12 protein-coding genes and 1 tRNA gene are annotated in these 12,656 nt (G+C 46.0%); 10 read left to right on the top strand and 3 right to left on the bottom strand.

Annotation, left to right across the window (positions count from 1 at the left end):
• Nucleotides 1-41: 41 nt before the first annotated feature.
• Complete coding sequence (locus tag AACQ84_RS08140; protein WP_012307209.1) at nt 42-764, bottom strand: hypothetical protein; 723 nt, start codon at nt 762-764, stop codon at nt 42-44.
• A 235-nt stretch (nt 765-999) separates the two neighbouring features.
• Between AACQ84_RS08140 and AACQ84_RS08145 the strand changes: the two genes are divergently transcribed.
• The 9 genes from AACQ84_RS08145 (at nt 1,000) to AACQ84_RS08185 (ending at nt 9,912) form a co-directional block, all read left to right on the top strand.
• Nucleotides 1,000-1,506: a GNAT family N-acetyltransferase gene (locus AACQ84_RS08145; protein ID WP_030007011.1), complete on the top strand. Its 507-nt coding sequence runs from the start codon at nt 1,000-1,002 to the stop codon at nt 1,504-1,506.
• 53 nt (nt 1,507-1,559) lie between these two features.
• Nucleotides 1,560-1,633, top strand: a tRNA-Pro gene (locus tag AACQ84_RS08150).
• Nucleotides 1,634-2,041: 408 nt separating this feature from the next.
• Complete coding sequence (locus tag AACQ84_RS08155) at nt 2,042-2,884, top strand: Tic22 family protein (protein ID WP_099238604.1); 843 nt, start codon at nt 2,042-2,044, stop codon at nt 2,882-2,884.
• Between the two features lie 21 nt (nt 2,885-2,905).
• Complete coding sequence (gene prmC, locus AACQ84_RS08160) at nt 2,906-3,781, top strand: peptide chain release factor N(5)-glutamine methyltransferase (RefSeq protein ID WP_012307212.1); 876 nt, start codon at nt 2,906-2,908, stop codon at nt 3,779-3,781.
• Nucleotides 3,782-3,935: 154 nt separating this feature from the next.
• Nucleotides 3,936-5,558, top strand: coding sequence for a hypothetical protein (locus tag AACQ84_RS08165; protein WP_012307213.1), 1,623 nt, complete (start codon nt 3,936-3,938; stop codon nt 5,556-5,558).
• Nucleotides 5,551-6,060, top strand: coding sequence for a type IV pilus modification PilV family protein (locus tag AACQ84_RS08170; protein ID WP_012307214.1), 510 nt, complete (start codon nt 5,551-5,553; stop codon nt 6,058-6,060). The genes AACQ84_RS08165 and AACQ84_RS08170 overlap by 8 nt, the downstream gene beginning before the upstream one ends.
• An 18-nt stretch (nt 6,061-6,078) precedes the next feature.
• On the top strand, nt 6,079-6,621 hold the full coding sequence (locus AACQ84_RS08175) for a pilus assembly FimT family protein (RefSeq protein ID WP_012307215.1): 543 nt from the start codon (nt 6,079-6,081) through the stop codon (nt 6,619-6,621).
• A 110-nt stretch (nt 6,622-6,731) separates the two neighbouring features.
• On the top strand, nt 6,732-9,200 hold the full coding sequence (locus tag AACQ84_RS08180; RefSeq protein ID WP_012307216.1) for a prepilin-type N-terminal cleavage/methylation domain-containing protein: 2,469 nt from the start codon (nt 6,732-6,734) through the stop codon (nt 9,198-9,200).
• A gap of 187 nt (nt 9,201-9,387) precedes the next feature.
• Nucleotides 9,388-9,912 (top strand): pilus assembly FimT family protein, encoded by a 525-nt coding sequence (locus AACQ84_RS08185; RefSeq protein ID WP_012307217.1) that lies wholly within the window; start codon nt 9,388-9,390, stop codon nt 9,910-9,912.
• Nucleotides 9,913-9,999: 87 nt separating this feature from the next.
• Here the strand turns inward: AACQ84_RS08185 and psbQ are convergent, their stop codons facing one another.
• Both psbQ and AACQ84_RS08195 read right to left on the bottom strand, forming a co-directional pair.
• Complete coding sequence (psbQ, locus tag AACQ84_RS08190; protein WP_012307218.1) at nt 10,000-10,458, bottom strand: photosystem II protein PsbQ; 459 nt, start codon at nt 10,456-10,458, stop codon at nt 10,000-10,002.
• A 123-nt stretch (nt 10,459-10,581) separates the two neighbouring features.
• Nucleotides 10,582-11,433: an alpha/beta fold hydrolase gene (locus AACQ84_RS08195; protein WP_071819468.1), complete on the bottom strand. Its 852-nt coding sequence runs from the start codon at nt 11,431-11,433 to the stop codon at nt 10,582-10,584.
• A 124-nt stretch (nt 11,434-11,557) separates the two neighbouring features.
• On the opposite strand from AACQ84_RS08195, the gene mraY reads away from it, so the two are divergent.
• Nucleotides 11,558-12,655 carry a phospho-N-acetylmuramoyl-pentapeptide-transferase gene (gene mraY, locus AACQ84_RS08200; RefSeq protein ID WP_012307220.1) on the top strand — a complete coding sequence of 366 codons (1,098 nt, stop codon included), beginning with the start codon at nt 11,558-11,560 and terminating at the stop codon, nt 12,653-12,655.
• Nucleotide 12,656 lies beyond the last annotated feature (1 nt).

A 12,656-nucleotide genomic window follows, 5' to 3' on the forward strand; every position in this document is an offset into this window, starting at 1 on the left:
TTACCCAAGAGCGTTCTCCCAGGTTGCCCTGTCTAGGGACATCATGAAAGGTGCAACAGGCGATCGCGCACATTACTCGCAATCCGTTGACCTAAATACTCAGGAATCGCACTTTCATTGGGGCCAAAAAGATACAAAATCAGCCTTGCATTGCCGCGCCAAGACACCAAATTCGCATTAATCACTAACAAATCTTCCTGCCAAATCGCATACATGGCCCGGTATAACAAACCTTCCTGCCCCTTAGCTTCGATGATTAAAGTCGGCAGATGGAAAACAGGGTCAATGTAAAATTCCGTATGCACCTCGGCGAGCCCCTCTGCAAAATCAAACTCGACGGCCAACATTTCCTCTACTTCAAAGCGCCCAGCCAGGGCTTCCCGCACCGCTCGACAGACGTTTCCGGCGGTATTTGGGGCGAGGGGCTGATTATTGCGATCAAGACTAATTTTAATAAAAACGAGCATCGGCGCTTGGATCTGCCCATACAAACTGAGGCTATGGATCTTCAAACCGTAGGCTAAGAGAATGCCGAAAATATCACTTAAAAGAAAAGATTGGTTTCGGTAGGCAAACTGGAAGATGCTCCGGTTGCCTTCGGGATTAATCTCAACAATCGGCTTCTTGGCCCGGTAGAGCTGGTAGGCTAACTGGAGATTTTGAAATTGCGCTTCGCTACTGACGAATTGTTCGTAAAATTCGGGAAATGAACGGTTGAAACGTTTCAGTAGATCTAAATTAGAAGATTTGAGGGTGGCGGCCATAGTTAATGGGGGGCAGTGGGGCTAAAGATACTCAACGATAAAGACGATGATGCGTTTGTGATCTCCGAATAACCCTTATTTTCTACAGTGTACTCCAGGAATTTTGCTCTTTCTGCTCCCTAGTGCCCCGGCAGCCCACAGTCAGCCTTCGCAAAAGATCTTGTAAGATTATCAAGAATATTTATTTGTCATGTCCTGCGACTTCATCCGAGGCGATCGCCCCCATAAAATGAGCATGGGTTTCCTAAAACGACTATTTAATCCCACCGTTGATGTTCCAAATGTCCAGATCAGTGATTCACAACTTGAGTCTGCTGGCCAACCGCGTATTTTCTTTAGCCTAGATCGCGACCTAGATCTCTACGAACTAGAAGAACTCTGTGATCAAGTCGGTTGGGCCAGACGCCCGATTCGTAAAGTCCGCAAAGCGATCCAACATAGCTTTCTGGTGGTCACCGTCTGGGAAGTGCGCAATAGTAAACGGCGGCGTCTCATTGGGTTTGCCCGGGCCACCTCTGACTGTGCCTTCAATGCGACGGTGTGGGATGTGGTGATTCATCCCCAGTTCCAGAGCCAGGGTTTAGGTAAAGGCCTGATGCAGTTCATTATCAAAAAACTGCGAGAGTCAGATATTAGCAATATTACGCTTTTTGCTGATCCCCAGGTGGTGGAGTTTTATCGGCGGTTGGGTTTTATCCTTGATCCAGAAGGGATTAAAGGGATGTTTTGGTATCCAAGCTAAAAATGATTTCGCAAACCGCCTGCAGCTAAGTTATACTAGCTAAGGTATTTCACCGGGATGTAGCGCAGCTTGGTAGCGCGCCTGCTTTGGGAGCAGGATGCCGCAGGTTCAAATCCTGTCATCCCGATTTTTTAAGTTTTAAAACTTTCTGGTGGCGATCGCCGCCATTAATTTGACCATCCCAGGTCAGCCAAGACACTTCAATCAAAAGCCTAGATCGCCCCAGAATAATTGAATTTTTTGTGTTAGAGTCGAAGTCGTTGGCCAGCCTATGCCGATACTTTTCTATCTGCAATGGAACTTGAGTATAAACATTTACGAAATGGAACTCCAATTTACGGAGTCACGTCTCTAGAATACATTGATAAACTGCAACATCCGTCATCCATGGGAGACCCCAGTTCATCTAGATCATGGCGTAGACTGCCGCTTTTTTAATGGGGATTTCTAAGACGTAAACCAAAGTATTTTGACGGCTTATTTTTTTAGGATTAATTTTTCTAATCTTGCAGTTATTTTGTTTGAGGTTTTATTTATGAAAAGTCTGGTTCGTTTGGGTCAAAAAGCCCTACTGATGGGCACGGTAATCGCCGGAACAATCTTAGGTGTTAATGGCAGTGTGTTGGCGCTCCCTGAGGCAGCCGTCGTCGAAAAGCTCCGGCCAATTCCGATGTATATGCTGATCAACGACGAAGGGCAGCCCATTTTTGCGACAGTCACCGACCAGAATGGTGGCGAGTCGGGGGTTACGGGCGTTTTTGTGAGTCTTTCGGATGCTGAAAACCTCGTGGCGGCCCGCCAAACAGAATCGAAAAGACTCCTCGATGCGGAACGGGCAAAACCCAATGCCGATCCCCAAATTGTCGCTGAACTAGAAGCTCAAGCGGCCCTGTGGCAAGAGGCTAATGTTCTTCCCATCGGTTTAGATAAGATCTACCAGTTTGCCCAAAGCGATGAAGCAGAAGATTTGACCTTTAAGTTTTTGCCGACCATGGCGCAGTTAAATGCGGCGGCCCAAGTGACGCAACAGGAAAACTTCCCCGGTGTGCCTTTATTTTTCCTCTCGATTCAGGAAAAGGATGCCAACGGACAAGATATTGTTTCTTTCCCAACTCTGGCAGGGGATGACAACAATGGCAACGGTGAGATCCCTGTTTTCTTTGAAGTGCAGCCGATTCTTGAGCAATTAGATGCTTTCCCGGAAGATGAAGAGCTGAGTATTAATGTAATGCCCCTTGAGGTATTTATCGCAAAACTGCTCGATGAGGATCTACCCGCAGAGGAGCAGGAATTTTTGGAGTCGATGACCCTAATTCCCTCGACGGAATCGGCCCAGTTGATCCAAGCTGTCATTGAGCAGCAACGGCAACAACAATAGGGTATTGGGAACGGTTGATTCTTGAGTGAGATTATTGCGGCTCAGGATTTAGTACGGTGGCGACAGTGGGCCAAAACCCAGGCGATCGCCACCGATATTTCTGTTGAGGAAGTGGATTGGTTTCTCCAGGGGCTGACCACTGTGGATCGGTTGAGTTTGTGGCTGGGGATTCGGGAAGCTGTGCAGAGTCAGGTGTCTTTGGTTGAACTTTCACGACTCTGGGAACGGCGCTGCCAAGAGAAAATCCCGGTGCAATATCTCGTCGGGAAAACGCCCTGGCGCAATTTTGAGCTAGTTGTTTCTCCTGCGGTCTTGATCCCTCGACCCGAAACGGAATATTTAATTGATCTGGCCCAGGCGAGTCATCGTGATTTACACGCAGGTCATTGGATCGATCTAGGAACGGGCAGTGGGGCGATCGCCTTGGGTTTGGCCGACAGTTTTCCCAACGGAAAGATTCATGCCGTTGATCAGAGTGCCGCCGCCCTTGAGGTCGCCCGAAAAAATGCGATCGCCTACGGATCACAAGATCGAATTCAGTTTTACCATGGCAATTGGTGGGAACCGCTGCAACACCTACGGGGACAGGTGACGGGTATGGTCTCGAATCCCCCCTATATTCCCGCTGCCCTGCTGCCGGATTTACAACCAGAGGTTTATCGCCATGAACCCCATAGCGCCCTTGATGGGGGCATGGATGGGTTAGCGGACCTACGAATTTTGGTAAATGAAGCGCCGGACTATCTTATTTCTGGTGGCATTTGGCTCGTTGAACTGATGCGTGGCCAGGGGGAAACGGTGGCGCAATTACTCGCAGACAATGGTCATTACACTCAAATTCAGATCATTCATGACTTTGCTGGGGGCGATCGCTACGTATCTGCTCAGCGCAAGTAAATATTAGTTTCATCGTGATCAGAGTCACGATAGCTTGCTTTAGGAAAACTTAATTTTAATTTGGGCTAGATATTTACTCTAGGACGGGAATACTCATTTTAGATAAGATAATAATAGTCGGTACTATGGGTTGCATCAGGATTAGGTGCGCGCTATGAAGTTTTTTCTCTTCCAAGCATGGTTAAGAATACGGCGACGGAGACTTAACTCTCAGATTAATGAGGATGGCTTTGTTTTGCCATTAGTGTTTGGGATCGGACTATTCATGCTTATTGTTGGGGCAACAATGATTTTCCGAAGTCAGGATGATCAAACTACGGCGATCGCCCAGCGTGAAACATCTTCTGGTTTAGCGGCAGCAGAAACGGGGATTAACCGGGTCTATAATTTTCTCACTGCAAACCGTGTTTTTTCCCAATATCCATCAGATGATAGCCTCACTTCCTACAGTTGGCAGAATGGTCAAACTTGGGAAACATTAGTTCTTAATGCCAGTACCAATCCAGTGATTGTTGATCAGTGTCTAACAGAAACTGCTATTGATGAGTCTATTGATGAACTAGAACGATATATTGACGATGTATGGGTAAATGTCGATGAAAATCGACCAGAAGAAGGGCAATTTCAAGTAGTTAGTTATGAATATGTTGGTGTCTCCAAAGATGAAGAATCAGATATTGATGCAGGCATTCTTATTGGGCGCGGTCTTCTCCAAGTGAAGGGACGAGTAAATACCGACAGTGAAGATGATACTGGTGATAATGAACTAGGCACTGCAGTCAGTTCTGTTTATGTAGAAATTCCAATTCTCAAAAACCAGCCTTCTATTCAAGGTGTTCCTGGACTCTGGACTTTTTCTCCTTATCTAGCCGGAAATCAAAAAGTAGAAGGAGATATTATGATTAGCGGCATTACTGGCTCAGGCTGTGACATTTTTGCCGATGGAGTCATCGAAGACTTAGAAGATGCCATCGTTGGTCCGGGAGAAGTGATTCCTGCCCCAGGTCTTCCCTTTCCAAGTGTGCCTCCTCTTCCGGCTCTAGCAGATCGTAATGAGCTTGCCGCTATCAATGGTAATGGCCTTGATTTGACGTTCCCTCGCTCAGGAGATAAACATATTCTGCGAACTATCAATGGCGTTCCGACTGAAGTTTATCACTACAATATCGGTACTGCCCCTGATGGCTCAAAAAGTCCTGTGAGTATTAATCTAGGGGGCAACGGACGCATTACGGTGCGGACGGGAACAAAAACAGTTTCAGGACAAACCCGTCAGCAAATGGTTATTTTTCATGCAAATGGGAGTGTCAATATTGGCGGGAGTGCTTCCATCCGCCACTTAGAAATGAATACTGTCAATGCAGCCCAGAACAAATCCTTTTTCCAGCTCTATGGCAAAGGAAATACGGGAACACCCGCTGGGTCATTTGCAACTCCCGACTATTACCTTTGTATGAACGGGACTCCAGAGTCGAGCTACTTTGTTTTGGGGCCTGACTACACCTATGGTGTAAATGGTGGTGGTGGAGCGGAAGCAACCATTTATGGCACAGTTTGGGTAAAGCAAGTTTCTAACAGTGAACTTACCCTACTTGATGGTGCCACTCTCCCTTGTGGGTCAAGTTCTAACCAAATTATTGTTAAGCAAGAATTGACTGCTGATGACCTTGTAGAAGTGGAAGCCATTCTTGGGGAAGCGCCAATACCAGAAGGCAGCAATCCCAATCCGCCTATTCTCCGACCTTTTATCAATTGGAGACGTTTACCCAATGGCTAATTTCTGGTCGCTACTGTTGTATCTAAATCGGCGACAAGACCGAGGATTTACTTTCATTGAAGTCCTTGCAGGAATTTTAATCGCACTGATCTTTACTCTAATTGCAACTCAGGCGATCGTGATCGGTACAGTGTTTAAAGTTCGAGCACGCAGAATTAGTGAAGCCACTAATGTTATCCGCGCCGATCTCGAAGAATTGCGATTTTTATCCACTTCTGCAAATCCTGAAAATATTAATAGCCAGTTAATTCAACTCTGTCGTCAAAGCTTCTCCACTGCCTTTATTAATTCTTTTGCTAGCACTTTGCCTCCAGTAGATTCTCCCGTTACTCTTCTCAATAAAAGCTATGAGTTACGCCGAGAAGAAAGCTATCCCGAATGGAATGTCCTTCGCTTAAGTTACTCTGTCAGAGATACAGATAATCCCAACGGTGTTGTCATTGCGGAGCTACAGGCAGAAATCACTCCGGAAGCATCTACTGAATGTCCTTGGATTAGATGAGGAAAAACGAATAACTTAATGATTAATCAACCATGCATTGTTCCCGCTGAAAAAGGCTTTACGCTAATTGAACTCCTTACAGGGATGTTGATTGTGGGGATTCTAGCTTCAATTTCAGCCCCTAGTTTCTTGGGACTCGTCAATCGTGGTCGAGTGAATGAAGCGCTTAATCGTACTCGAGGCGCTCTTCAAGAGGCACAGCGAGAAGTTATTAAAAAAAGCAATACTTGTAATCTTACTTTTAGCCCATCCGGTCAGACTGTCAATATTACCGGAGGATGCTTAGTTACTGGCCCCAGAGTAATGTCTCGAGTAACCTATCGTCATACCCTTGCTAATAACGACCCTGCTAATGTCATCGAATTAGATTTTAAGGGTGTGCCAGTAGAGGATAACTTTAATGATGGTCAAGAAGTATTTGTCTTTCGTGGAAATGGAAACTATGAACGCTGTTTGGTTATCTCGCGGGCTTTGGGATTAATTCGTGTCGGCACCTATAATACATCTGGAACAAGTGACACATCCACTGACGCAACTAAATGTATTACAGGTCAAGTATAAAATGAAAACTCTATTACAATCTAAATAAAGCTATTCCGATTAGTTTTAGATTTTACCCATAAAAACTATTTTGCAATCATCATTTTCTTTCCTTTTGAGTCTCCTAAACCATGAAAGTCGGTAAGTTTGCACGCTACAAATCTTTAAAACATCGCGGCTTTACGCTTGTGGAAATTCTTTTGGCGATCGCCATGAGTTCCATTGTGGTGAGTGCAGCAGGCTATGCCATCGTTTTTGTCAGTAAGAAAAATCAAGTCTCTGAACTACAGTCAGTACGTCGGATTGAACTAAACCGCGCCCTAGACTTTATCGCCGATGATGTTCGTGAAGCAAGTAGTGTGAGAGGAAATGAGGATAGTCCCGCTGATACTCGATTACAAATTATCAAAGCAGATAATAGTGTTGTTGAATATTACTACGATCCAGTTGCTTCTAGTGATGTTTGGTCAGGGCCCGGAGTTATTCGTAGGAAAGAAGGCGACAGTCCAGCCGAAGTACTGGTAGACGGTATTGCTAGCGACATTAGTAGTCTTTCTGGTACTGGCTGTTCAGGTGATGATAATCTTATCGCGATTCCAAATACAGGATTTGTGGTTTGTATCAACAGTGCTTTCCGGACTGCGGATCTTGCCCTTTATGGTCGCCTTAATGTTGAGGATAAAGCCAGTCTTTCTGAAGAAGACTTTCTAATTGTTGCGACAAAATTTGTGACCCGAAATGCACCGCCTCCCCAAAGATGCATTATTCCCGATTTAGTTGGGAAAACAAAAACTGAAGCCCAAGATCTATGGGATACTGCTGGTTTTATAAATAATTTGAATCTCATTGGAACTGATGATGAGATTGCGATCCAAGGGCTTCCTGCCAATAGCGTTCAGGACTGTAGCAACACAACGATGGACGCAGGTGATGACGATGACATTTGCACAGTGCCGAACTATGATAATGGCTCTACAACGATTAGTTCAGCTTACAGCAACTGGAATAGTAGTGATTTTACTGGGAGTTTTACGGCTAACGGCTTTGAAATCGATTCAAGCACCGATCTAAGCACTATAAACCGAACCATCGAAAGCCAAGCTCTTTCTCCTCAACCCTTCCAAAATAATGGCACAGAAGTTATCTGTACAGCCTCTATTAAGGTGACGGAAGAAACCTGTACTGTTCCGGATGTCACTGGTAAGCTTGAACTTCTGGCAATTGCTGAACTAACAGCTGCAGGTTTTACAAATATCGATAAGGAAGTCCGTGCGGGCATCATAAACTTTACTGTTGATTACCAGTCTCCCACCGCAGGAGAAACAATATTCTGTTCTGCTCCAGTCACCATTGGTGAACCGAAATGTACTGTTCCTGAGTTCCGGGGAACAAACTCTGATAATCGTGCAACCCTTTGGAGTAGCGCCCAATTTACTGGAACCCTAACCTACACTGGCCCAGCTAATACGAACCTAACTTGGCAGAGTATTGCTCCTGGGACAATTGAATTTTGTGATGCTGATATCGAAGTTAAGCCTGCTGCAACCTGCACAATTGATCCTGACCTCTTAGTCGGTCAAAATGTGAGCACAGCTCAAAGTAACTGGAGCAGTGCAGGTTTTTATGCTGATACTTTTGATTCTACTGAGGTTGCCAGTGGAGCCAATATTGCGGGTTTTGAATTTAGAGATCCTATTTCGGGAGATGTTATGACCGAAACCCTAAATGCTGATGGTGAATACGAAATAGACTGCGGCACTCTCATCAAAGTGGATGATCAAGTCTGTACTGTACCGATTATGGAGCGTACAGGAGTCGCCGATCCAGCAAAAATCAGTTTGAGTACAGCCAGAACCAGATGGACAGGTGCTGGTTTTCCTGCAGGAAACCTAATCGAAGAGAAATTCTTAAGTACTACTGATGTAGTAAATGCTCAAAGTATTGCGGCTGGGACTGATTTAATCTGTAGCTCATCTGTCACAATTACTGGGACTGGTTGTGTGGTTCCAGATTTAGTGGGCAAAACTGCTTCGACAGTACAAAGCATTTGGACAGGTGCTGGGTTTACCACAACCCTTGGCTCTTCTCTTACTGGTTGGCATAATGGTAGCACTCTCAATGTTTCTAATAACTTGTCTAGTACCAGTTGGAATACTTTTACAACCTTTGGCCAGACACCAACACGAGGAGACCTGAGAGCTTGTACTGCGACAGGCACTGTCTCTAACAATGCCCCTACCAATGTAACTGCAAGTCTTACATCAGCTAATGCTAGTAATAATGTAACCGAGTACACCGTTAACATTACCTGGGATTTCTCACTCTCGGCAGGTCGTTATTATGTCTTTACTTGTGAAAGCAACAACAAAAATCAGACTTGTAATCCTACAGTAAACCGTAGTGACATCGAAAACTCAACCTCAATTGTGCGCTTTAATGGTAATCCCATCTTTACAGATAAACAAGCAACTCATATCTTCACCACTTCTTCTACGAATAAACAAAGATGTTATACAGTCGTTGCTAGAAATATTAGTGGGGATTCTCTAACGCCTCAAAGTATAGTCACAACAACGCCAAAGTCTTGCATTGTCTACTAGGTAGTTGATATATATTTGGCTTTAAAATGATGTATCCATTAAAGCCTATAGATGCCACTTGCTCAAAATGAAAATAAAATGATTATTTTTTTGAGAGGCTGAATTAGATTCCCATACCCTATACGAACGACTAACAAAATTTGATTGTATGATTGACTTAAGTCAAGTCTAGGGAGTTCATCTGCCAATGAAGATAGCAAACTTTATCAGCAGAAAAAATATAAATCTAAATTATGGCTTCACCTTATTTGAATTATTAGCAGGGTTAGTGATTGTTGGAATTCTTGCCGGAATTTCTGTCCCTAGCTTTTTGGCGTTTGTAGAAAGGGGCAGGGTCAATGAAGCGGCAAATATCTTACGTGGGGTGATTCAAAGTTCCCAGAGAGAAGCAATTAAAAAAAGTACAGACTGTACAATCCAATTGCCAGCCAAGCAAACCAAAAACCCGACCATTTCTTCGACTTGTTCAATTGATGGCCCTCGTCGTTTAAAGAACGTTGTAATTCAGTATAATCAAACAGATCAAATTTCGATTGACTATCAGGGACGATTTAACCGAAAGCGAACAATTGTACTTTATAGTGAAAATACAAATTATAAACGTTGTTTAGTCGTTTCAAGTTTTATCGGTATGACGAGAACCGGGATTTATACAGATCAAGATCTCAATACAGTCAGTGCCGACTATTGCCAGAAAACAAATGTAGGTTGAGATACGTGAAAACTGCCAATAAAAAAGGCGATCGCCTGACCGCCTCATTACTTTCACAAAGGAATTTTTAAAATCTAGAAACTGCAATTAGCTTGCTTCAGAATCACTTGGGATCAAATCCAAGAAAGCATCAAAATCAGCAATGGCATTGTTATATTCCGTCGATGTGGCTGCCTCATTTTTGTTTTGGGCCGCGACATCAAGGCGTTCTAGGTGGGCAAAGATTTCATCAATGAAGTTCTTCGCCGCTTTTTGATCACTCGGCAGCAAGGTATTTGCTAAGTAGGTGAGGTCACGACGTAGGAACCCCAGAGGCCCGTGGATATAGGTGCGGGTATCAATCCAGTTATTTTCCTGGACAAATTGACCAAGAGTTTCCATCCCTTGGCGCGCCTGATCGACTGGGGTGGCATAAAGTTGAATTTGGGCAAGCCGATCAGGGGTGTAGGTATCAGGTACTTTGGCCGCGGGGCCAGAGCAGCTAACGAGAAAAGTGGTGATGACCACTAACAGCAAGGACAAAACTGACCGCAAACGTAGCATCATGGTTATGTATTAAAGCTTAATGACGTTATCAGGTTTTCAATTGCCAACATCATCTCACAAATGGGACTGAGATCAGGTTTTCGACTAGCGCCATTCATATTTTTTTATGGCTCCCCTGGTTCCCTAGCCGAGAAATTCACTTAGTACAGGGGCGATCGCCTCCGGAAAATGCTCCTGGGGATAATGTTTCGCTTCAGGCAGGGCTTCCCAACGGTGGGCGGTTTCTGTTTTGACCCAGTTTTCGATCTGGTCATTGTCTAACCAAGGATCTTGAGTCCCCCAAAGAAACAAGGTCGGCGCAGGCCGATTTTTGAGGCGATCGCCCAAGTCTGGCAAAACTTTGGCTAACTCAAAGCGACGCACCGTCGTCATCAGGGCACGACCCACGGCAGAACTGGTTTTGTAGGGTTTGCGGTAGGTGGCGAGGTCGCTATCACCAATCACGAAGCCACTGCCTTTTTCGAGGGTGCGGTCTACCAACAGCGGATCCTGAGTGAGCATCTCCCCAGCGAGAGGTAGCCCCCACTGCTGCATCACCCAGGGCAGTTTACTCCCCGGCAGGATTGGGCTATTGAGAATTACCAGGCGATCGCACAATTCCGGTTCATTGAGGGCAAATAAAACCCCCACATGGCCGAGAAATCCCTGGGTGACAATGTGACAACGCTCAATTTTTAAAGCGGCGAGAAAATCCTTTAATGCCCCTTGGAACACCTCGGCTCGGTAGGAAAACTCCCGACTGCTGGGGTAGCTCGAAAAACCAGATCCAGGCCAATCCGGGGCAATACAGTGAAAATTTGCGGCCCCTAAACGTTCCAGCACACCGCGCCAACCGTAACTGTGGGCAGGCAGTCCATGGAGAAAGAGGATCGGCAGGCGGCCATTGTCTTGTTTTTCGGTCTCGCGGTAGAACCAAGTGAGGTTGCCGACGGTAATTTTTTCTGTGGCGATCGCCATGGTTTGATTGGCCCCCATAACAGTGAAGTAAAAATTTCACTGTGGCATACTCCTCGACTAAAACAAAGTCCCCTAGATGAGGCGAGATAGAGCCAGGGAGATGCTATCTTTTTGGGGAGTTTGATCAACGCCAAATAACCCCGTGGAAAGCAAATCTTCTTCACTGCCTTTATTTTTCCAAAAACCTTCCGGCACCCAACTGCTGGGTCTCTTGAGCGTCCTGCTCGTGGGCCTCGCTGTGTTGATTAGCCATCAGCCCCAACTGAACCCTAGCAACATTTTGCCCCTGTGGGTTCCGGTCTTGGTCTCGGCGATCGTGGCGGGAATTTTTGGGATGTGGATCGTGCCCCTGTTGCGGCGGCTTAAAACCGGCCAAATTATTCGCGAAGAAGGCCCCCAGGCCCACCTCAAAAAAGCGGGTACCCCTACCATGGGCGGTCTTATTTTCCTGCCCGTTGGTCTGGCGGCTGGGGTGATCTTTGCAGGGTTCGATCCAGAGGCGATCGCCGTGGCCCTCGTGACCCTCGCCTACGGGGTGATTGGTTGGGTGGACGATTGGCAAGTGCTGCGTCTCAAGTCCAATAAAGGCATTTCCCCCCGGATGAAACTGATCCTGCAAATTGCGATCGCCGTGGTGTTTTGTATTTGGCTTGCCCTCACTGCTCCGGAACTGACGACAATTACCTTTTTTGCGGGACTGAGTTTACCCCTCGGTGTTTTCTTTTGGGCTTTGGCTGGTTTCGCCATGGTCGCCGAAAGTAATGCCACGAACCTCACCGATGGTGTCGATGGGCTGGCCGGGGGCACAGGGGCGATCGCCTTCCTGGGCGTGGGTGCCCTCGCTTTGCCCGCACATCCTGGCCTGAGCTTACTTTGTGCTTGCTTGAGTGGGGCTTGTCTCGGTTTTATTTACCACAACCGCAATCCCGCAAAAGTTTTCATGGGGGATACCGGTTCCCTCGCCCTGGGGGGAGGTTTGGCCGCAGCGGGAATCCTGAGCGGCAACATTTGGGGGCTGCTGATTATCAGTGGCATTTTTTGTATTGAAGCCGTCTCTGTCATTGCCCAAGTCACTTATTACAAAGCCACCAAAGACGAAACCGGTCAAGGGAAACGACTCCTCAAAATGGCCCCCATTCACCATCACCTAGAACTCAGTGGCTGGCCTGAAACCCAGATTGTTGGCGCTTTTTATCTGATCAACCTGGGCTTAGTCCTACTCAGTTTTATCTTGACCTAAA

Source organism: Picosynechococcus sp. PCC 7002 (assembly GCF_963860125.1).
GTDB lineage: Bacteria > Cyanobacteriota > Cyanobacteriia > Cyanobacteriales > MRBY01 > MRBY01.